Origin of the sequence: Paraflavitalea devenefica (assembly GCF_011759375.1) — a bacterium.
Lineage (GTDB): Bacteria > Bacteroidota > Bacteroidia > Chitinophagales > Chitinophagaceae > Paraflavitalea > Paraflavitalea devenefica.
In genome coordinates this window covers 159,314-180,651 of sequence record NZ_JAARML010000001.1, presented here as the reverse complement: position 1 = coordinate 180,651, position 21,338 = coordinate 159,314, and the positions used below count along the sequence as shown (strand labels likewise).

Annotated in this window: 16 protein-coding genes; 7 read left to right on the top strand and 9 right to left on the bottom strand. The window is 45.3% G+C overall.

Annotated elements, in window-relative coordinates; genetic code table 11:
- Nucleotides 1-4 precede the first annotated feature (4 nt).
- A complete protein-coding gene (locus HB364_RS00655; RefSeq protein WP_167285973.1) occupies nucleotides 5-649 on the bottom strand; it encodes a dihydrofolate reductase family protein in 645 nt (214 codons plus the stop codon).
- Between the two features lie 404 nt (nucleotides 650-1,053).
- Here HB364_RS00655 and HB364_RS00650 point away from each other — a divergent pair, with 404 nt between their 5' ends.
- On the top strand, nucleotides 1,054-2,034 hold the full coding sequence (locus tag HB364_RS00650; RefSeq protein WP_167285972.1) for a GlxA family transcriptional regulator: 981 nt from the start codon (nucleotides 1,054-1,056) through the stop codon (nucleotides 2,032-2,034).
- A 98-nt stretch (nucleotides 2,035-2,132) separates the two neighbouring features.
- Nucleotides 2,133-4,313 (top strand): hypothetical protein, encoded by a 2,181-nt coding sequence (locus tag HB364_RS00645; protein ID WP_246228270.1) that lies wholly within the window; start codon nucleotides 2,133-2,135, stop codon nucleotides 4,311-4,313.
- A 6-nt stretch (nucleotides 4,314-4,319) separates the two neighbouring features.
- Here the strand turns inward: HB364_RS00645 and HB364_RS00640 are convergent, their stop codons facing one another.
- The 6 genes from HB364_RS00640 to HB364_RS00615 all read right to left on the bottom strand — a co-directional run bounded on the left by HB364_RS00640 (nucleotide 4,320) and on the right by HB364_RS00615 (nucleotide 13,925).
- Nucleotides 4,320-6,281: a pyrroloquinoline quinone-dependent dehydrogenase gene (locus HB364_RS00640; RefSeq protein ID WP_167285971.1), complete on the bottom strand. Its 1,962-nt coding sequence runs from the start codon at nucleotides 6,279-6,281 to the stop codon at nucleotides 4,320-4,322.
- Nucleotides 6,282-6,300: 19 nt separating this feature from the next.
- Nucleotides 6,301-6,543 (bottom strand): hypothetical protein, encoded by a 243-nt coding sequence (locus HB364_RS33010; RefSeq protein ID WP_246228268.1) that lies wholly within the window; start codon nucleotides 6,541-6,543, stop codon nucleotides 6,301-6,303.
- 120 nt (nucleotides 6,544-6,663) lie between these two features.
- Nucleotides 6,664-8,280, bottom strand: coding sequence for a SusD/RagB family nutrient-binding outer membrane lipoprotein (locus tag HB364_RS00630; RefSeq protein ID WP_167285970.1), 1,617 nt, complete (start codon nucleotides 8,278-8,280; stop codon nucleotides 6,664-6,666).
- 20 nt (nucleotides 8,281-8,300) lie between these two features.
- Complete coding sequence (locus HB364_RS00625; RefSeq protein WP_167285969.1) at nucleotides 8,301-11,765, bottom strand: SusC/RagA family TonB-linked outer membrane protein; 3,465 nt, start codon at nucleotides 11,763-11,765, stop codon at nucleotides 8,301-8,303.
- 252 nt (nucleotides 11,766-12,017) lie between these two features.
- A complete protein-coding gene (locus HB364_RS00620) occupies nucleotides 12,018-13,268 on the bottom strand; it encodes a FecR family protein (protein ID WP_167285968.1) in 1,251 nt (416 codons plus the stop codon).
- Between the two features lie 48 nt (nucleotides 13,269-13,316).
- Nucleotides 13,317-13,925, bottom strand: coding sequence for an RNA polymerase sigma factor (locus HB364_RS00615; protein WP_167285967.1), 609 nt, complete (start codon nucleotides 13,923-13,925; stop codon nucleotides 13,317-13,319).
- A gap of 45 nt (nucleotides 13,926-13,970) precedes the next feature.
- On the opposite strand from HB364_RS00615, the gene HB364_RS00610 reads away from it, so the two are divergent.
- Nucleotides 13,971-14,216, top strand: coding sequence for a hypothetical protein (locus tag HB364_RS00610; RefSeq protein WP_167285966.1), 246 nt, complete (start codon nucleotides 13,971-13,973; stop codon nucleotides 14,214-14,216).
- On the opposite strand, the gene HB364_RS00605 is transcribed toward HB364_RS00610, so the two are convergent.
- A complete protein-coding gene (locus tag HB364_RS00605; protein WP_167285965.1) occupies nucleotides 14,217-15,086 on the bottom strand; it encodes a hypothetical protein in 870 nt (289 codons plus the stop codon).
- A 411-nt stretch (nucleotides 15,087-15,497) separates the two neighbouring features.
- Between HB364_RS00605 and HB364_RS00600 the strand changes: the two genes are divergently transcribed.
- From HB364_RS00600 to HB364_RS00590, 3 genes are all read left to right on the top strand, one after another.
- Nucleotides 15,498-16,058, top strand: a complete 561-nt coding sequence (locus HB364_RS00600; RefSeq protein WP_167285964.1) for a hypothetical protein — start codon at nucleotides 15,498-15,500, stop codon at nucleotides 16,056-16,058.
- Nucleotides 16,059-16,212: 154 nt separating this feature from the next.
- On the top strand, nucleotides 16,213-17,208 hold the full coding sequence (locus tag HB364_RS00595; protein ID WP_167285963.1) for a hypothetical protein: 996 nt from the start codon (nucleotides 16,213-16,215) through the stop codon (nucleotides 17,206-17,208).
- Between the two features lie 55 nt (nucleotides 17,209-17,263).
- Nucleotides 17,264-17,899: a hypothetical protein gene (locus HB364_RS00590; RefSeq protein ID WP_167285962.1), complete on the top strand. Its 636-nt coding sequence runs from the start codon at nucleotides 17,264-17,266 to the stop codon at nucleotides 17,897-17,899.
- 23 nt (nucleotides 17,900-17,922) lie between these two features.
- Here HB364_RS00590 and HB364_RS00585 read toward each other — a convergent pair whose 3' ends face one another.
- A complete protein-coding gene (locus HB364_RS00585; RefSeq protein ID WP_167285961.1) occupies nucleotides 17,923-18,438 on the bottom strand; it encodes a hypothetical protein in 516 nt (171 codons plus the stop codon).
- Nucleotides 18,439-18,869: 431 nt separating this feature from the next.
- Between HB364_RS00585 and HB364_RS00580 the strand changes: the two genes are divergently transcribed.
- Nucleotides 18,870-21,332, top strand: a complete 2,463-nt coding sequence (locus tag HB364_RS00580) for a S8 family peptidase (RefSeq protein ID WP_167285960.1) — start codon at nucleotides 18,870-18,872, stop codon at nucleotides 21,330-21,332.
- Nucleotides 21,333-21,338: the final 6 nt, after the last annotated feature.

Genomic DNA, 21,338 nt, shown 5'->3' with positions numbered 1-21,338 from the left:
GCCTTTATGCCTCAATGCCTTTCTTTCTTATTGCCTCGCTGCCTTTTCCCCTCGTTGCCTCGTTGCCTTTATGCCTTGCTGCCTTCTCATAATAAAGGATCACTACGCCCGAACTAAAAGTTTTTGTCTTAAGCAGTTTCAGGGGATAAGGATGCTGCAATTCCCGGAATAAAGGAATCCCTTTGCCCAATACCACCGGATGTAACCACAATACATATTCATCAATTAAATCCAACTGCATTAATTGTGAAACAATGCTGCCACTACCAAAAATGATCATATCCAACCCCGGTTGTTGCTTCAGTTCAGCCACCTCTTTGGCAATATTCTTCTTGACCAGCCGGGCATTCCGCCATTCCACAGTCCGAAGCGTTTTGGAAAACACGATCTTTTCGTAATGATTCATCATATAGGCATAATTGCATTCCTGCCGGCCGTTGGCGTTGTTATTGGCTTCATAGGGCCAGTAACTGGCCATGGCCTGGTAAGTCACCCGTCCCAGTAAAATACTGTCCATCATGCACAACTGTTCATAGGCGAAATCGGCCATTTCACTGTTCCACAGGGGGAAATGCCAGTCCAGCTCTCCATGGGGGCCTGCCATGAAGCCGTCGAGCGTAATATTAATAGATACAACTACTTTTCTCATCTGCGTAAAAAATTTGCATATACAAATCTACGGAGGGGTCACAGCGCTCATCGCGTGTAGTTGCGACTAATAACAGGCGCTTTGCGACACCCGGTTTTCTCCCCTCGTTGCCTCGCTGCCTCAGTGCCTTGCTGCCTCTATCCCTCGTTGCCTTTTAAGCCATTCTTACACCCCAAACTGCTATTCATAGGGTGATAACCCGTACTTAACTCATTATAAAACATACTGAAAAAGGGTTTGAATGTGTAACCATTTTGTTTTAAATTTGGTTGCTCAGACTGATTCATTTACTCCCCTTTTATTCCGGACTGAAACACCAATCAACCGGGGCCAACCTATTGGCCAAAAAAACATTCGGATGGACCGTAAGGAACGTCCGGCCAACCAAATAATAAAAAGAACGGATGAAACACGTATCTATCCTGGTGCCTGAAGAGGCAGTCCTGGCAAGCATTACCGACCCCCGCTACATGTTTACGGCGGTCAATGATTTCCTGATAAAAGCAGGGGATGCACCCTTATTTAAAGTGGAACTGGTAGGACTTTCCAAACAAGTACTATTGAATCAGGGCACTTTTACTGTACATACCGATGTCCTGTTGCAGGATGTAAAAAAAACAGATTTGATCTTTGTGCCTGCCATCAGTGGTGATCTGCAGGCAGCGCTGGCCAAAAACCAGGATTTTATTCCCTGGATTGTAAAACAGCATGCCCTGGGGGCAGAAGTAGCCAGTCTTTGCATTGGCGCCTTCCTCCTGGCCTCCACCGGCCTGCTCAACGGTAGAAAATGTTCCACCCATTGGATCTATGCCAACGAATTCCGTAATATGTTTCCCGAGATCACCCTGGTAGATGACAGGATCATTACGGAAGAAGAAGGGCTTTATTCCAGCGGCGGGGCCAATTCTTACTGGAACCTGCTTGTATACCTGGTGGAAAAATATGCAGGCCGTGAAATGGCGATCTTCACCTCTAAATTCTTTGCCATAGAAATAGACCGGAAAAGCCAGTCGCCCTTTATCATGTTCAACGGGCAGAAAAAACATGAGGATGAACCCATCCGGATGGCGCAGGAATTCATTGAAAAAAATGTGACCGAGAAAATATCAGTGGAAGAGCTGGCCGTAAAATTTGCTATCGGGCGACGGCACTTTGAAAGGCGCTTTAAAAAAGCGACCAACAATACGCCTGTTGAATACATTCAGCGGGTGAAAATTGAAGCGGCCAAAAAACACCTGGAAAATACTCGCAAGAATGTCAATGAGGTTATGTATGAAGTAGGGTATTCTGATACCAAAGCCTTCCGGACCGTATTCAAGAAAATAACCGGTCTGTCGCCCATTGATTACAAGAACAAATACAACAAAGGAGCGGTAGTGGCCTAAGCAATATTTATGAAGAGGCAGGGGGGAATGCTACCAGCTATACCCCTGTTTTTAATATCTTTTTTTCTGTAACTTCCCCATCTAAAACGTTTGAGCTGTTGATACCCAAATATAACGGGAAGTTGCTGCTGAACAGAATCATACTCGCCTCCCTGGCACTGTTTGCCGGCACTATCCAGGCACAGAAAAGTGATAGCCTGAAAGATAAAACTTCTTTCCAGGTAGCGGCGCCCTGGCGTCCGGAGTACGATATCCGGTCGGATATAGCCATTGTTTATGGCATAGATAAGAACTTTGAGCAAAGGGTACAATCCTACCGGGAACGGGGATACACCATTCAATTCATGACAGGCATAGCCTGGGGCGAGTACCAGGATTACTTTACCGGGAAATTTGACGGTAAAACGCATTATGAAGATGGCCAGGTGGATAAGAATGGCGACGTAATATGGCACGGAAAAGATGTTCCTTATGTAGTGCCATCTGCCGCTTACCTTACCTACATCAAATCACTCATAAAGCGGGCCATTGATGCCGGAGTAACGGCCATCTACCTCGAGGAACCTGAATACTGGGCAAGGGCAGGGTACAGTGAGTCTTTCAAAAAAGAATGGCAGCAATACTATGGTTCCCCCTGGATACCGCAGCACACTTCGCCGGAAGCCACTTATCTTTCATCAAAACTAAAATACCAGCTATACTTCAATGCCTTGAAGGATGTATTTGCTTACGCCAAGGAATACAGTGAAAGCAAAGGAACAAGGGTAAAATGCTATGTGCCTACCCATTCCCTGCTCAACTACTCATCCTGGCGCATTGTGAGCCCCGAAGCAAGTCTGGCTGTACTACCAGGCATGGATGGGTATATTGCGCAAGTGTGGACAGGCACTGCCCGTGAACCCAACTACTTTAACGGCGTTAAAAAAGAAAGGGTATTTGAAAACGCTTTCCTCGAATATGGGTCTATGTTGTCCATGACGGCGCCCACCGGCAGGAAGATCTGGTTCTTAACCGATCCTATAGAAGACTGGCCCCGTACCTGGGATGATTACAAACGGAACTACCAGGCTACCTTCACCGCGCAGCTCATGTATCCCGGCGTGAATAACTATGAAGTAATGCCCTGGCCTAATCGCATCTACCTCGGAAAATTCAAACTGGAGAACAACAGTACGCCGCAGCCCATGTCGCCGGCCTATGCCACCCAGGTACAGGTAATGATCAATTCACTCAATCAAATGCCGGCATCTTCCACGACGGTCAGTGGTTCCAAAGGCATTGGGGTATTGCTGGCCAATTCCATGATGTTCCAGCGCTTCCCTACCCACAACAACTATGAAGATCCGCAACTATCTAATTTTTATGGCATGGTATTGCCGCTGCTCAAAAGAGGCATTCCTGTTGAAACGGTGCACATAGAAAACCTCGGGTTTAAACAAAGCCTGGAAAATACCAAAGTACTCATCATGAGCTATGCCAACATGAAGCCACTGGCTCCGGAAGCGCACCAGCAACTGGCCGCGTGGGTGAAAAAAGGTGGCGTGCTTATTTATTACGGAAGGGACAATGATCCCTTTCAACAGGTAAAAGAATGGTGGAATACCAACGGCAATCAATACAGTGCACCCTCCGTGCACCTCTTTGAACAAATGAACATCCTCCCCAGCGAAGGAAAAACACAGTACCCATTTGGAAAAGGGGAGGTGTACATCATCCGCCAGGACCCCAAAGAACTGATCATGCAACCCGGACAGGATGAAGCATTACTGCAACTCGTGAGGCAGGCGTATGAACAGAAAGCGCGGGCTGGCCGGCTGGAAATGAAGAATAGCTTTTATGTGGAGCGTGGCCCCTACATCATAGCCGCTGTAATGGATGAAAGCGTAAACAACCAGCCTTTACAACTCAATGGCTCATTCATTGATCTCTTTGACCCCACTTTACCGGTGATCAATAAAAAAGAAGTACAGCCGGGACAGCAGGCTTATTTATACAACCTCCGGCATATCAAGGATAAGAATCGTCCTGTTATGTTGGCGGCCGCTTCAAGGGTGTATAATGAAACAACCCGAAAACGTACCTGGTCATTCCTTACTAAAAGTCCTTCAGGAACCAACAACGTAATGCGCGTATTATTGCCGGCTAAACCTGTACAGGTAAGTGTGCTAAAGGATAGTAAGCCCTGGGCAGTGGAGTCTTCCTGGGATCAGGCCTCCCATACCTGCCTGCTGAAATTTATTAATGATTGTGATGGACTACAGGTCAGCATAAGTTGGTAAACATGGCTATTCCAGCGCAAACGCAATCACATAATCTCCCAGCTTAGTCCCGAGTTTTCCATGACCGCCCGCAGCGATCACGATATACTGCTTACCATTTATTGCATAGGTCATGGGCGTAGCCTGTCCACCAGCCGGCAGCAGGTACTTCCAAACCTCAGCACCAGTGTGGGTATCGAAGGCGCGCAGATGACCATCCCGGGAAGCAGCCACAAATATTAAATTGCCTGCTGTTACCATAGCCCCGCCAAAATTGAGTGAGCCCCATTTTTGGGCGCCCGGGTATTTGGCAGAGTCCAGCATATAACCCAACGGCACCTCCCATTTTTTAAGACCACTCTTCAGGTCTATCGCTACCAGGGTGCCCCAGGGAGGAGTGGTTTGCATTATGAATCCGTTACTATCCACTTTGAAAAGATAATCCCGGTTCATCACATAAGGAGTGCCCCGTTGCATACCGGTTTCTCCCCGTACTACATTGTTTGCTTTATCCCTGAACTCGGCAATCTTTTCGCGTGGCACCATACGTATAATAGCAGGCAGCAGGTTAATATTGGTGACCAGTACCTGTTGCTTTGGGTCCACACACATACCACCCCAGTGAATACCGCCGGCATTGCCCGGTGTCATTACGGAACCTTTGTACGAAGGCGGCGTGAAAATGCCTTTATTGGTGTATTGGGCTATTCTCTTTTTAGCTTCTGCTCTTTCTTGCTCAGTAGGGCCCCAGGCATCCTTTTCGCTGATACTTTGTATACCCAATGGCGCCGGCAATACAGGAAATGGCTGCGTGCGCCAGGCTTCTTCACCCGGAATATCCGAAGCAGCTACCGGTCGTTCCTCCACGGGAAATAAAGGCTGACCCGTTTCCCGGTGCAGAATAAAAACATGCCCCATCTTCGTGCCCACTATGACTGCCGGAACCTGCTTACCATTTTTCGTAATATTTGTCAGTACCGGTTGCGCAGCAATATCATAATCCCAGAGATCATGGTGCACCACCTGGTAATACCAAACCAGTTTGCCGGTAGAAGCGCGCAGGGCTACAATAGAATTGCCATACAAATTTTGCCCCAGCCGTTCACCGCCATAATAATCCGGGCTTGGGCAACTGGTCGGAACAAAAACAAGATCGCGTGCAGCATCCACAGAAATAGTAGCCCAGGCATTGGCAGCGCCTGCCTGATGCGCCTTGGGACCTTTCCAGGTAGCCCATGCTTTATCCGTTGAGTCGCGGGGAATAGGGTCCCAACCCCATTTAAGCTTGCCCGTCAGTACATCGTATGCCCGCACTGTTCCGGGTGGATAATCAAACCGTTGGTTATCGCCCATCGCCGAACCTACAATCACCGTATTGCCAATAATGGCCGGCGGGGAAGTAACACCGATCCGGCCACCCATGCCTTTGTTCAGATCAACAGTACCTTGCTCGCCAAAAGAAGGAATGGGCTTGCCTGTTTTGGCATCCAGCGCAATCAGGTGGCCATCAATAGTAGCGATAAAAATTCTTGTTACATTTTTACCATCCGGCCTCCCACCTGCGGGCCAGATAGACACCCCCCTTGACGTTATTTCTGAATAACCATTCCGCAGGTCCATTTTGGGATCAAACACCCATTGTTCCTTACCGGTAGCAGCATTAATGGCGAATACCCGCGCAGTGGGTGTACTGAAATAAAGCGTGCCGCCGGTCATGATAGGCGTGGCTTCAAAAGCAGCCTGTTTCATAACATTGGTACCTTCATACATTTTCAATTCGCCCGTCTGGTATATCCAGGCTACCTTGAGTGCAGTTACATTCCGGTTGTTTACCTGGTTCAAAGATGAATAACGGGTACCGCCTGCGTCATTACCATAGGCGGGCCATTCGCCTGAAGGGCCAGAAACTGGTTTGGCGGGTGCTTGCCCACAGACTACAGGCACGCCGGCCAGCAGGAGAAAGAAGTAGATTAGTGCTATTAGCCTCATAAAAAAGATTTCTCCAAACCTACGGCCGGGGGATGCCCGGGTAAAATTTCTTTGACCAATAGACGGTTTCAGGAGGGGAATGGAACTGCTGCGGGCTTAAGATTCTGCGGCCACTGAATATCTCCTTCGAGAGGATGTCCACCAGGTAGCGGGGCGTTGTTTTGCTGCCGCCGTAAACAGCCATGCCGGGAACAGGGAAAGAAGTGGTACTGGAGGCAATGTAAATAATACGCCCGCCATCGGCAAGCTTCCAATCGATCAAAGCAGTGTTAGTAAACCCCGTGAAGAGCCTGAGATCGGAATGACAAAGGGAGAGCCTCAAGCGGCTCTCCCTGCAAGTAGCCTAAACGGGTAATAGCTACTTTATTTTTAAATTTGGTCCTCAATCAGGCATCCACCATATCTTGCTGGTAAATATATTGATGACTCCCTGCTGCTTTACATTTTCTGCATTGTTGATATACTCCAACTCCTGGTATGGCATTCTGACTGGCATGACATCAGCAACCCGTCCCGGATCAGCAGATAAGGGAATGCCAGGGTAGGCATTGTTCCTCCTGTAATCCACCCATGTTTCAAATGGCTCAATGCCATTAAATGCCAGGTATTTCTGGAACATCAGCAATTTATATTTGTTGGGCGCATCAGGCCAGCTTACATAGGGATTTCCGTTATCTACCTGATCATTATACCATTCGTTAAACACAGCATCGGAAAGTTCCGGCAAGGTGCTGTTCCCGCCTACGTTCAGCCATCTGAAAGATTCTCTTACCGCATTCTTGTAGGCGAGTTCGGCATCTCCGGGTATCCATCCTCTTTGTACAGCTTCTGCCTGTAAAAAAAGGCTTTCAATGCTTGTCATTATCCAATCATTCATATTATACCCTTTAAAAATTCCTGAAGAAGACGGAGTAACAGGTCCATGAGCAGCTATGCTTCCTGCTTGTGATACATACAATGCGCCCTGGTGCTGATATTCAGCTTCATTAACCGGAAGCCCGAATTTATTGCCCCGGTATTCCAAAGGGCCGGGCTGGGAAAAGGGTTCGGGGGCACCTGCCGGCACAGACATCTGCACAGGAGCATAGAAAAACCCTAACCTTGGATCATTATTTTCTTTCAGGAAATTCAGGCCTACAATATTTGCCGAAGCTGCATACCAAAAGAAAGCATAGATATTGTGCCTGCAATATACCTGGTACAGCAAGCTTTGTTGCTGCTCATTATACCCCGGGTTAACGGATGCATCTTCACCACTGTTAAGAAACCCGGACCCTTCTGCCAGTATTTTATCAATCTCCTTTTGAATATACGCCGTTCTTTCGGGGCGGTTAGCCTGGTGAACGAGTAAGCGAAGTTTCAGGGTGTTCGCGAACCGGACCCATTTACCCTTGTCACCGTGAAACATAATATCAGCCGTTGTTATTCTCAGGTTCTTGTCAAGTGCAGCGTTTTTTATCAGGTGGATGGAGGTGTCCAGTTGCTTCATCAATTCCTCATAAATGAATTGCCCCTTATCATATTTTGGCTGCGTGATATGTTGTTTGAAGGCTTCCCGGTATGGAATATTATTGAGAACGTCTACATTCCTGCTCCAGGTAAGCGCCTGTATGATCCTGGCTATCCCCTCATAAAAAGTTTGATTGGTGCGGCGGGCTTTGTTCTCCAGCAACAGCGGACTGATCCTTGGATTGCAGGACCAACTGGTAGTTACGATATTATACGTTTGGGCGGAATTACCCGGAGATGCCAGCGGTTCGCACCAGTATCCCATCCATTGGTTCAGCAAGCCATTAAAATTTACTTTGAAGTCCATGCCGCTTGCTGCCGTCCATTCGTCCAGTAAGGAAGGTAACACCAGGTCGGGTGTCGCAAGGCTATCGGTCAGTTCTCCCGGATTGTAATTCACATCCAGCCATCCCTTACGGCAGCCTGTATGAGTAATAGTGATCAATAGCAGTGAAAATAGGATCGCTGATATTTTGTTATGCGCTGTCATACTGTTAGTGTTGATAATAATTAGAAACCTACATTTACCACAAATCCATACATGATCGTGCCAGGTAGTCTTGTTTCGTTCGCGGCTGCACCGGCAACATTGCTCAAATTGGATTCACCACCTGGGTTGATCATTCCCCTTGACCATCCCGGCCCCCTGACCATCAAGGGGTCTCCGTAAAAATTTCCTTTTGCATAAATGGATGCTATATCACGGCCATATACGCCCAGTAAAATATTTTTAACCGGTTTTATTTTTAATGTTAAATCGTAGGTGAGGGATATTTCCCTCAGTTTAAAAAAGTCAGCTTTTACGAGATAGGGAATGCTGGCCGATGAAGCATAGTTCTGGTAAAAATCACGAATGGCTGTTATTTTTATAGCTGTATTTTCCACATATTTACCTGATCCGTCGTCATAAACAGAATTGGGAAGTACAAAGGGTTCCCTGTTATTATATACTGTGAGTGGTGACCATCCCATGCGGGTGTCCAGGCTCCCTGCCCCATTGTACTGGTGATTGCCTCCCCTGAATTCTCCTAATAGGTATAGTTTAAGTTTCTTCCACTCCAGGTTCAAGTTAGCTGCCCCAGAATAGCGAGGCAGTGTTCTTCCGGTAAATACCGGGTTGGCATAGTCAAGCTCCGGCATTCCTGTTGCGCTGTTTACAATTATCTTTCCGTCAGGTGTTCGCCTCCAGTCGGTCAGATTAAATTCAAAAGCATGATGACCGGTCCGGGCAATTACCTGGGCAGGCCCTACATACGCCATCAATTGATTATTATATACAGGCGGCAGAGAGATCACTTTATTATCATTCAGCGCCAGTCGAATATCCATGCCTGCCTGAAAATGTCCGGCCTTGAACAACCTGTTGATCTTTACATCAAACTCCCATCCCATGTTATCATATACGCCTGCATTATCAATAGTTGGCGCCCCACTATATAGGGAGTTAACGACATCGAGAATAAGCCCGTTATTTCGCTGCTTATAATACGTGATATCCAGGTTAATATGCTGGTTTAAAAAAGAAAAGCTTCCGCCATACTCCTGTGAAATCAAATTCTCCGGTTTGATAAAGGGATTGGGATTATTCCCCTTATAGATATAGGATACCAGGTCACCATAAATGCGGTATAGATCGAGTATTCTTTCTGTCTGGTATGGCCTGATATTCATATTTGCCGTGCGGGTAACAGATGCTCTCAACCTGGCCGATGATAACCATTTCATTTTTGATAATGCGGGAATCATTTCTGAAAGCACGATCGAAGTATTTGCACCGGAATAAAAATTTTTATTACGGGCGGTTACGGCAAGTTTGGAATCCCAGTCATTCCGCCCCGTAAGCTCAAGGAATACCATGTCTCTGTATCCTACTGAAAATGTACTGAACAGAGAATAAAATCTTGAAAGGACGGATTTCTCCCGGGGAAATGTTTCTCCCATTCTTCCATAGGCAAGATTATAGACAGGAATAACCAGGTAAGAGGTGCTGCCTATGACTTCTTTTGTATAGTTCTGCCTTATGGTATTGCCCAGCGTAGTGCGGAAGGAGAAAGAACCGGCATTGTGCAGACCTGTCAGCAACAGATCGTTATTAATGGCCAATGAGGTAAGTGTTTCCTCGCTGAGCCGGGCCGGAATATCCCTGTAGCTCACCCATCTTCCCATAGCACCGTATGCTTTTGCAAAATCAGAATAGATCCTGGGGGCATTGGTTGCTTTGGTGTAGGAAGCGCTATACGTGATTCCGGGGCGTTCTGTGATAGTGAGCCATTTCAATGGCTTTATTGTAAAATCAAGATTCCCTGTTAATGCATTTTCTGTGGATTTACGCCTGTTACTGGCTATTGTTTCATAAGGATTTTCTGTTTCATCTGCCCAGTAATGATTGCGGTCGGCCCAATGATCATTTATAAAATCTTTATAGCTCGTGAGCGGAACATGTGGCGGTGTCATGTCGGTTTTGATACTGCTGGGCCCTTTATCAGCGTTGGTCAATGTATAACCAAGGTTGATACGAACATTCCATTTATTGAATTGCCTTCCTGTATTCAGCAATATGCCAACCTTGTTCTGTTTGTCGCCCGGAAGCAGGCCAGTCTGATCTGTATAAGAAAGACCGAGATAGAAGTCAGACTTGTTATCCGATTGCGAAATGGAAAGATTGCTCTGCGTAATCCTTGCAACATCCCAGAATTGCTGCCGGTCATCCGAATACCTGTAGGGGACTTGCTGGGTTTCACCATTTTCATCCGGTCTTCCCAGCGGAACGAGCTCATTATTAAATGCCGGTCCCCATAATTCAGCACCAACGGGATTGTACACCGGGTTGCCCTGAGCATCTGTCAGATTTCCGGCGCCGAATTGTGTCTGCACTTTTCGCTGACTGAAATCTATATACTGAAAAGCGGTACTGCTTCTGAAACCTATCTTAAGCCCTTCCTTATCGCCCCGTTTGGTTGTAATAATAATAACACCGTTCACCCCTTCGGGGCCATATAATGCAGCACCATTTGCCCCTTTAAGTACGGTGATATCCTGAATATCATTCGGATTGAGATTATTCAGAAAATCCAGCGCCAGGGTAGCTGAGTTCTGGTCTGCTCCAAAAGAAAGTGGCGAACCATTCAATATGAACAATGGCTGATTGTTGGCCGATTGATTAATAGACCTGATACCTCTCAACATAATATTATTATCCGGAGTCATGTCAGGACTTAATGAAGAAATATTGAGACCTGAGACCTTACCTACCAACCCCGAAAGAAAGTTTCCCGGGTTAGTGCGGTTTATATCTTCCCCCTTTACTTTGGCGACAGCATATCCCAGCTCTTTTGTTCTTTTTTCAATCCCGTATGCTGTAGTCACAATTACATCACCCAGAGAGGCGGGTTTCAGTTTTAGCAATATAGTACCGGCATTGGCTGAACTGATCTTAACCTCTCTTGTATCATACCCTATAAAAGAGATAATCAATATGTCGCCCGTTGAAGCTTCGATGGTAAAATTTCCATGAGGATCGGAGGTGGTGCCACGACCAGTTCTCCTGATGAATATATTAGCACCGCTCAATGGTTTTCCCTGATCGTTCGTAACGCTGCCGGTAACGTGGATCAACGTATCCTTAAGCATACCCAATGCTACATTTGATGAGCGTTGTTGGTTAGAAGACCCGGTAACGGTTGGTTTGAGTGATACAAAAATATTTTTGCCTTTAATGTTGTATTCAAGCGGTTGCGACCTGAATACTTCAGCAAGAAATTTTTCCAGGGGAAGGTCCTGCGCCGAAACCGAAACCGGTTTAGCAGCGCGAAGAGCGGCCCTGGGATAAAGGAAAAGATACCCCGTCTGTTTTTTTACTGCTGCAAAAACTGATTCGAGGCTAACATGCTGACCTGTAAACGTGATGTTCTGCGACACAGCTTTTGCGCTGACATTCAGGAACGCGGCGGTAAGTAGAAAAGCGGTTAGTTTCATGGCTAACAGGGTTTGGGTGATGCAGCGGTTGCTCCCACGAGCCGACCAACCACAAATAGCAGTTTTTACCATACTTTTGTGTTGTTTGGGTGATGTAATAAGCAGTCCTGGAAGACTTAAGTTTGTTTTGTTGCCCAGACATCTGCCGCTTCGTATTCCACACGGAGCGGTTTTTGTTTGGATAACCTGTCTTAGATCAAATCATTAATATTTTTTGTTTGCGTTTACTATTAACAGCAATAAGTTACTTAGCTAATTGGTAACTATTAATTTCTTCCCTTCCAGCCTGAATTTTACGCCCATTTTCTGCAAGGCCTCCAACACATCAGAAAGATTGGCATTCCTGTACATTTCACCTTCGAAAATTACATTGGATACAGCACCTTGATATTGAACATTAATATTGTACCATCTCTCCAATTGTCGCATGACTGTGAACAGATCCTCTCCATTGAAATTAAATATTCCATTCTTCCATGCCATAACCTGCTCCAGGTTTATGGATGAGTTGATTATTATAGTGGCACTGCTCTTTCCAGATGGCCGGTCATTACCTGTCCCGGCCTGGAGAGCTATTTGAGCCTGTTGACCTGGTTTGAGGATGGCTTTTTTGTCTTCGCTGATCACTTTCACGCTTCCTTCCAATAGGGTTGTCTTAATACTACCTTCGTTCACATAGGAGTTGATGTTAAAGCTTGTTCCTACTACTTCCACGAGTGATTTTCCATCGACATCAATAATAAAAGGTTTCTGCTTGTTTTTTGCCACTTCAAAATAAGCTTCCCCGGAAATCCTGACAGACCTTTCTTTACCAGGAAATGCAGTTGGGTAGGTAATGGAACTGGCGGCATTAAGCCAAACCTTTGTTCCGTCGGGTAGCATTACCTGATACTGTCCGCCGGCAGGCGTGCTCATTGTATTCCACAATACTTTGTCCGGTTTGCCTTGTAAATGATAAGCAATCTGACCGTTGGATAATTTCACGATCTGAGCGTTTCCCTGCTGGGCTACATTTCCATTGGCAGCACTATCCAGCATAATCTTTGTCCCACCGGCCAGTATTAAAACTGCCTTTTCACCACCAGGAGGAATATCCGGTTGCAAGCGTTTGTTGTCATCTGTTGTGGCGAGGCTACTATCATGGCGGCTATTTATCCAGCCGTAAGCGACAGCGCCGAGTATGATAAGAATGGCGGCAGCATACTTAAACCAGGCTGTTTTCAGGAAGTGAGTACGGTGAGCAGGGGCATCCATGGCTGCCTGAGAAGCATTGATCTTTTCCATTAATAGACCATAAGCCTCCTGACGTTCATCGGCAGTTAATAAATTATCAAACTCAGCCGACAGCAGGTCTTGCTGCACAGCGGCCAACAGCATACTTTTCATGGCCGGATCGGTAGCCGTTTGCTGAAACAGGCGCCATTCCTCTTCGGAGAGCTGCTGTGAGCGCCATTTCTGGTATAAATGGGCAAATTGTTCCTGGGTAATTTGTTCAGTTGCCATTGTCTATATAATAGTAAACGGATTGGGAAAATATTAGGGGGGGATGAACTAAAAAAATAATTGGACAATGGCTGGTAATAATAACCATTCTGCCTGTTGCTCCCGTAGAAACTTTTTTATTTTAGCAATCGCTATTCCCATGTATTCCTTGACGGTATCGCGACTGATCCCCAGTTTCGTTGCAATCTCAACATAGGTCATGCCTTCATTGCGATTCAGGCGATACACTTCTTTTTGTTTAGGAGATAATAATTCCAGGCTCTTTTCCATTAGTTGTTTCTGCTGGCGGGTGATCAAAAGATCTTCGGGTGAGGAAGCTTCCTGCTCCAGTAAATGAAGGGCAAATTGAGTATACTTGTCTTGCATTAGCTGATTGCGAAATATATCCACAATCTGATGATTGGCTACACTAAACAGCCAGGCTTCAGGATTAGGGATATGTGCCAGATCGGCTCTTTTTTCCCATAACTTTAAAAAAACCTGCTGCGCGACATCCTGGGCAGTGGCATGCACTTTACACAATTGAAGCGCTTTACCATATATGCGGCTGTAATAAGTATGAAAGAGCTCATCAAAAACGGATTGATCAGTTTTGGTATTTGGGGGCAGCAGTCCGTTCCTATGTAAATCACCTCTCGACAAATTGTTGACAATCAATTAATGAACTATAGAAATAAAGAGGAAAAGGATGAATGGTTGTAAATGGTATCAAGACACCAAATTAATCAAAAACGCTGTAAGCGGAGAAACCGCATTTTTAAAACACTCATCATAACACCACCCGGCACTGCTACCGGCAGCAGTAATACAATTACTATTCTGCCATTCACTGTTAAAGAAGGGGCATCGCTGGACCTGAGTCCGTGGTACGACCGCTTACATAGTGCCAACGAAGTGGGAGCGATATTACCCCACGCCGATAAGGTTGATTTCAGGATTGTCCCCTGACTATTCCACCGCCAATATTTTAGCCGCGCCTGCATACCGGACCTGACTGATGATCCGGGCGTCTTCCTGTATGCCATACCTGATGCCGATACTTAGCAGGAGGGTAAATTGATTGTCTGGCGGGGATACCGGCAACTGCAGCTCCAATGGTATTGCGGGGCAGCCTTTCTTCACCGGATGCCATACAGTAACGGCGCAGACCGGCAGTGTATATAGCTTATACTCCGGATGCGGATAGGTGTAGGCATGCACAGATGATTTGGCCTGGGGATCGGTAAAGGAATCATAGTCGGCATCAGCCGGCTCCTGGTCTTTGGTAAAGATGATGTCGGGCACAAGGCCCAGGGAAACAACAATACTGAACCAGGGATACTTTTCCGGGGCAAAGAGGTTAATGCCGGGCTGTAGTTCCGGCACCTGGACAAACGCTGAAACCGTGTTCCGGTCCAATACATACTCGATGGGATACCTGATGGCCGTATCAAAAGTATTGTTGCGGTTCAGGGAGAAGCCTTTGAGTATTTGCGGGTTGGCTGATAAGCGCACATTTCGTTGTCCCCAGTTAGATGTCCCGTCCAATAGTTGTACAGGCGTCATCAGGGCATTGAGGGGCCCGGCAATATTATGGTCGGCCAGGGATTTGTGGTAAAAGAGGGACCGCATGATCCATTGGGCTGTTTTGGCCCTGCCGGCAAATTCTGAATTCCCCCGGCGGGTTTGCACCATGGAGGGTGCATTTTTAACCTGCTCTTTGGAGGGCCCGCCCTTGCGGCGAACAATGGTGCCTTCCACACCTCGTATTCTATAAAACGACAGGTCATCTACAGACCCCTGGAAACCGGCGCCCGGGCCGGCAATTACTCTGGCCATAATAAGATGGTTTTAAAGGTAAGCAAAAGCACTGCTGAAGGCTGGTGGTAGCATACCGCCAGCCTGCCGTCAGCCTGCCGTCAGCTAGTATATAACGTATACATCCCCTACACAACTATTACTTATCCCGTAGATATCCCCATCTATTAAAGATGGACTCATCTACGGGATATCATAGGGATATATAGGGGATATATACGGAATATCCTGGCTAGCGGATTGGAAACGGAATACTTCAACAAGGCTTCAGGAATGCTTTTGAGGGCCTGGAGGCGACGATATGGGCAAATAGGAGGGAGACTTACGTCAAAGAGTATGATAATTAATAAGTTATTGCTATTTTACAGGGGAGGATGACCGATAGTGCTATAGCAAATAGTAAAACGTAATTCAGGTTGCAAATGCTTTAACATGAGAATCATCATTGTACTTTTCATTGTCATTTTCATTAGCTGTTCAGGCAGCAAAATAAAGTCGGGCAAACAACTTCTTGACTTTGGCTCTTTTACAATTGAGGCACCGAGTAGCTGGACGAAAATTAAAGCCAAAGGCATAGACAGCTATGTTGGACAAATTGCAATTGACTCAAACGACACTTTATATTTTGACTTAGGGTGGTACTCTAATGATTTAACTGAATATGAACCCCAGATTGTAGAACGTTCGATGCTTCAACACTTTGATAATCCAAGCGACACCGTTGATCTTATCATAGTTGACAGTAGGAAAGGAATTGATCCAGACAAGTACAAAAAGAATAATGTTTTATGGGACACGGTAGATGGGCGCAGCGCTAAAATTGTTTTCCCAAGACAGCCAGGTATAGGAACGACAGGTATTTATATTGACAGCTTATGGCAGGCAGGATCAGATGTTGACAAGTTCAATTTGTATGGTAACAACCTAAAACCAGCAAATCAAAAACTGGTATTAGAGGCTATTAAAACATTGAAATTCTTAAAAAAGGAATAACACTGGGCCTCTATCTATCAGGGTATCATTCTTAGACAGCAGGTAAATTCGATTGTACCTCATGAGAGCCTGCAATACCTCCCTTTTTGGAATTACGTACTATTGCGGGTATCTTAATTGGCTGTAATACTAAAACGAGAACACCCCTATACCGATGAGATATTGTGTATTTTCAATTTTAATCTTTATCACGCTTTGGGTTCAAGGACAAGAGCGTAATTCACCTAAATTAATTAAATCAAGAGGAGATTACGTTCACAGTGCCACAGGAATTATTTTCCCCGAACAAATGGAAGACTATACGAGGAAAAATATTTACTCATTCACAAAGCAAGACGATAATATTGAAGTGACCTATGAAGTTCCGGAGAAAGCATCTATAGCAATTAAGATCTATCCGGCAGGTGACGGAACTGAAGGGAGGTTAAGGCGTGAATATTTGAAAACGCTCCAGGAAGTTTCAGATGCCGCTAATAAGACAACCGGATTTGAACAAGGTCCGGTTCGGCGAGTTGGGACAAAATACATCTGTAACGGCTTCAAAGCGGTAACGGCAATAAAGGGTAAGTATGGAACCAGTCAAATAGTTTTGTATGAGTGCGGTTCGTGGTTTTTAAGCGTACAGATTGCAGCAAAGGATTTAGATAGTAGTTTAAACGCATTAGAGGATAAGGTGTTGAACAGGTACGACCCCACCAGATTAACAGCGTTAAAGCCATTAAACCTGAAGTCTGATTTCATTGTAGCTCCTGCATTGGGCAAGGACAGAGAAAGAGCGAAGTATGTTCTTAATAGTGGTTTTAAGAAGTTAGAGTGGGCAAATAACAACGTTCCTGAAAATGAACGGGCTTCAGGCTTTCCGGATCTATATCTTAACCTGCACATAGCGGCTTTTAAGGAATTTGCAGAATGCAAAAACGAGAATTTTAGCCCTGACAATCCTATAGCTAAGTTGATTAGTGATATAAACAAAGTGATAAAAGCAGGCTATCTGTCAGAGTTTATCATGAAACAGTATAGCATGGTGATGATTGTGCCAGAGAATATGAAATTTGATTTCGAAGGATATGCTAAATGGCAAGCCGAAAATAAAATATCAATGGACATGCACAGCCTTTACTACGTGATAATATACCGACAACCTAAGTAAGAGGTATTGCACAAATGAATTAATGTTACCTGCCACTCAAACTAACATCACGCTAATGATAAAACCTGGAACATTCTTCATGCTGGCATTCTACTTTATCTCCTTAAGCGCTTGTGGGCAAACGCCTAAACCAGTTGAAAATGGCGCTTATATCATTGACAATTCAATCAAGTCGCAGGTAGACAAAAAAGTAAAGTCATTCAAGGGATTGACAATGTCGTCCATGGATTTCAGAATGTACCAGAACGGTAATCTTATTGGTGACACCTATGCAAAGGGCAAAAGCATTGACGAGTGTATGACTATGACCACACTTCAAGGCGACACCATTAACATTGTCGGCTTTATGGGAATGTTTGCAGGTTTTGGGTATCAAATTTCCCTTTTCAAAGACACCTGTATTGTAAGACACTTTGCAAAATCGGACACAGAAATTTATAAACTACATGAAAATGACAGTTTGGAATTTGGTGTTAGTGTCCCTTGCAAAACTTATAAATTGACACTAGCTGAAAAACCAACATTTAAGAAGGGACAAATTTTAGAGGGTATTATAGAGTTGACAAGTGACGAGTATTACGAAGTTGCGAACGATAAAGAAAGCAAGTTTAAAATACAACTTACCGGGTACTTTAGGACAGATCCATTGGGAAGTACAGGCGATAAGTATAACAAAACGAAAAACGAATGAGCATACAGCCTGCTACTATATGATCATTGGGCGGCGGTGATCACATATTTGAACGTGTAACCAGGAAGGGTATAAGTATTCAGTCCGGTCGGAACGCCGGCGCCCGCTATATTAGAGGTCCAAAAGTAATGAAGGCGAATTTTTCGCGCCTTATACTCGTACACAAAATTGAAATAATAATTGCGGGTAACGTCCAGGAATGTGTAAGGCAATGGCACCCACCCATCATTATTGGGTTTAAAGAAGACCTGTACAGAACCTTTGTCTGCGATTTCCTGGGTAATCAGTTCTGTGTTGATATCCGCATATCTCGTGGTATAGATGGTAGAGGACCCGGCACTGGTAGTTAATGCCCAGAAATCATTCCATTTCCAATCGGCATTGGTCAGTGAAACAGTACCCGAACGTACATTGGCATTGCCATCTGCACCCGCAGGGCCTGCGGGCCCTTCTTTTTTACAGGAAATGAAAAGGAATAGTCCGGATAAAAGCAGGAGATGCCAGGACAATTTACCGTGAATAAGGTTTCGAGTAAGCATATGGAAGGTTGTTTTGTCATCTGCAAAATTCACGATAGCTGACAAAAACGGCAATCGTCCTTTTGAGTGAGCGGTCAAGCAATTGAAATGAAAAGGCTGCACTACCGTGATAGCATCTTTCATCAAAAAGGCATTGATGCTAGGAAGTGGTATCACCTATATGAGTGGGTGTATTACAGTGGCAATTAGGTATGCAGTTGTGTATCTTCATACTGATCAATGGCTACAGCGTATAATATCTTAGCTTGGCAAGACAATAAAAGGCACTAATTTAAAACCAGTCAGTGCCTTTTGGTGGTCCTAATCGGGCAATTGTCTAACCGATTTTGGGTTAGTAACGTTAACACCGTTTAATAACAGAAAAATAATTAAATTAGCAATTAGTTTAACGGGTAAAACCCCCGTTGTCCCTAAATTTTTAACGAGTTGCTATGCCCAATAACTTTCATCTGATCCTGCAAAATCCCAGGACAGACAGCCCAAAGTTTAACAGAAAACGTTACATCGAGGCTCCTGCCGATGAAAATGAAGAAGATGCAGGCCCGAAGGTGATCCCCGATTTTCAGAAGAGAAACTTGGCCAATAACAAGGCGGCTTTTGGTACTAGCCTAAATACCCGTAATGAACGGAGAACTATAAGATTGCCTATGGTGATCGACCTTGTTAAAATAGACTTCTTCAAAGTTTTTAATAATGATCTTAAGTCATTATTTATTGATCGGTATGGGCTAACACCAGTTGATTACAGTCAGTTCAACAGGACTGTGCTTTTTGAAATTACTAACTGGCAGCGATTTGGAACCTTTCAGCAGCATGTTGATACTATTATTGACAGCGAAGAGGGAACTTCTTATGAGGGGAAGCCTTATAACCTGCTTGCCCTAATGCTATCTTTTCAATTCATTGGCAGTGGTGAGCGCCTGATTAATCCTCAGCAAGAAGGCCTACTGCTAACCTTGATCCGGACAGAAGGTGGAGAAGGTGAGAAGCAGAAAGCGGCTATGCTGGAATACCTGCGGGCACAGAATATCAGGTTCACTTACTCTGAAGGTAGCCCATATATGGTAGAGATCCATACACTCCATGAAGCCCAGTTGAATACCATCGTCGATAACTTTGACATTATCAAAACTGTGACTAGTTCACGATCAACGACTGTCAGACCAGGACAGTACGGCGAGGTGCGAAGAGAGTATGGTTTTGACGTGGAGATACCGGAGCAGCTTACAACGGTAGGTATAATAGATACCGGTTTTGATCAAAACATTGACCCGCTCAGGGGAGTGTTAACAGATATCAATTACGATCATACCGGCCAAGGTGCCTATTGGGATGAAGCTGGACATGGTTCCTTGGTAACCGGCCTAGTAGCGCTGGGGGATGAATTCGCCGCATCCGCACAACAAACCTATACAGCCAAGGCCAGAATCGCGGTGATCAAAGCTATTCACCACCCCAATGATGAGATCAATATTCCCCGGTTGATTACCGACATCAGAGATGCCAAAAGAAGGCATGGCATCCGGCTATTTAATATGTCGCTGAACCTGCCCGGAGCAAAGGTCTATAACAGCAGCTATAGTCAGTTTGCCTATGAGCTGGATAAACTAGCTCATGAGGAGGATATATTGATTTTCTTATCAGTCGGTAATTTCAGCGAAGATAGCCTGGATGATTTAGTACGGAATCCAGCCTTCGCACATCCTGCTCATGAATACCCAAAATTCTTTTATGACAGGAGTTCTACAAGCCCGTACCACGCTTGTGAGGATACCAATATTTTTGCTCCTTCCGACTCCCTGAATAATCTTTCTATAGGAGCATTGGCTGGTAACATCGAGGAGGGAGACAATTCTGATGTAACTCCACTGAATATTTATCCAGCTTATTACACCAGAAAGTTCCATTGGGATTATACCGCAACGGTGAATGGCAGCTCACTTAAAAGGGGACAGCGGAACAAATACCTGAATAAACCGGATCTCGTTTATGATGGCGGTGATCTGTTCAGTTATGACGCGGGTATTGAAGTACTTAGTGCGGGCGGACGTGCAACAGGCCGCTTTTTCTTCAGAACCTGCGGAACCAGTATTGCCACACCCCTGTTGTGTTCGTTTGGTGCGCAAATTCTGAATATGTATCCAGAGTTACGGACGCAGACTGTAAAGGCTATTCTTGTCAACGCTGCTGGTTATTATAGATTAAAGGATTTACCAGCTTTCGCCGGTACCAACGCCAGATTGCTTCAAAGCCTGATTGGATTTGGGAAACCTAAAAAAAAGGGGCTGATATCTACTGAAAATAATGCGATCACTTTTATCATCGAGGACGAAATAGAGGTGGGACAAATTATTGTAATGCCGGTAAATCTACCGCCGGGTCTTAAGCATTCAGGGCACAAGCTGCAATGTAAAATTACCTTGTGTTATAGTTTTTTGCCTGTCCGGGAGAACCACCTGAGCTATCTCCCCCTTCATATGTCATTTGGACTGGTGAGAAACTTGGATGTTGACACCATTGCTCAGGGCGGGCAGGACGGCTATGGCATTAAGAAGGGATTCAGGTGGAGTGAAGACCATCACGGTATTGAGAACCGGGTATTTTCTAATGCGCAGTCCATGGAGTATACTCTGCAGCCTGGTGATTTAAACAAAGTTGATGGTTCTGTGGCTATTGCGGTCAGGTGCCTGGTTAAAAAAGGCATTCCTGAAGACCATTTGAAAGTGCTTCAGGAAAACAGACATGCTTTTTCTTTGGTAGCCACTTTTACCGAAATGATGGAGAATAGTGCAGACAGTAACCTTTACGCACAAATGACTGCTATCAACGCGGTAAGAATAATTGCGACTGGTGATCTCACTGGGGAAGCTGATCTGGAAGCTGAGGCTAGCTAAGGGCCT

Coding starts and splice junctions, on each gene's coding strand:
- HB364_RS00655 (WP_167285973.1), bottom strand. CDS start 649: ATGAGAAAAGTAGTTGTATCTATTAATATTACGCTCGACGGCTTCATG.
- HB364_RS00650 (WP_167285972.1), top strand. CDS start 1,054: ATGAAACACGTATCTATCCTGGTGCCTGAAGAGGCAGTCCTGGCAAGC.
- HB364_RS00640 (WP_167285971.1), bottom strand. CDS start 6,281: ATGAGGCTAATAGCACTAATCTACTTCTTTCTCCTGCTGGCCGGCGTG.
- HB364_RS00630 (WP_167285970.1), bottom strand. CDS start 8,280: ATGACAGCGCATAACAAAATATCAGCGATCCTATTTTCACTGCTATTG.
- HB364_RS00625 (WP_167285969.1), bottom strand. CDS start 11,765: ATGAAACTAACCGCTTTTCTACTTACCGCCGCGTTCCTGAATGTCAGC.
- HB364_RS00620 (WP_167285968.1), bottom strand. CDS start 13,268: ATGGCAACTGAACAAATTACCCAGGAACAATTTGCCCATTTATACCAG.
- HB364_RS00610 (WP_167285966.1), top strand. CDS start 13,971: ATGGTATCAAGACACCAAATTAATCAAAAACGCTGTAAGCGGAGAAAC.
- HB364_RS00605 (WP_167285965.1), bottom strand. CDS start 15,086: ATGGCCAGAGTAATTGCCGGCCCGGGCGCCGGTTTCCAGGGGTCTGTA.
- HB364_RS00600 (WP_167285964.1), top strand. CDS start 15,498: ATGAGAATCATCATTGTACTTTTCATTGTCATTTTCATTAGCTGTTCA.
- HB364_RS00595 (WP_167285963.1), top strand. CDS start 16,213: ATGAGATATTGTGTATTTTCAATTTTAATCTTTATCACGCTTTGGGTT.
- HB364_RS00590 (WP_167285962.1), top strand. CDS start 17,264: ATGATAAAACCTGGAACATTCTTCATGCTGGCATTCTACTTTATCTCC.
- HB364_RS00585 (WP_167285961.1), bottom strand. CDS start 18,438: ATGCTTACTCGAAACCTTATTCACGGTAAATTGTCCTGGCATCTCCTG.
- HB364_RS00580 (WP_167285960.1), top strand. CDS start 18,870: ATGCCCAATAACTTTCATCTGATCCTGCAAAATCCCAGGACAGACAGC.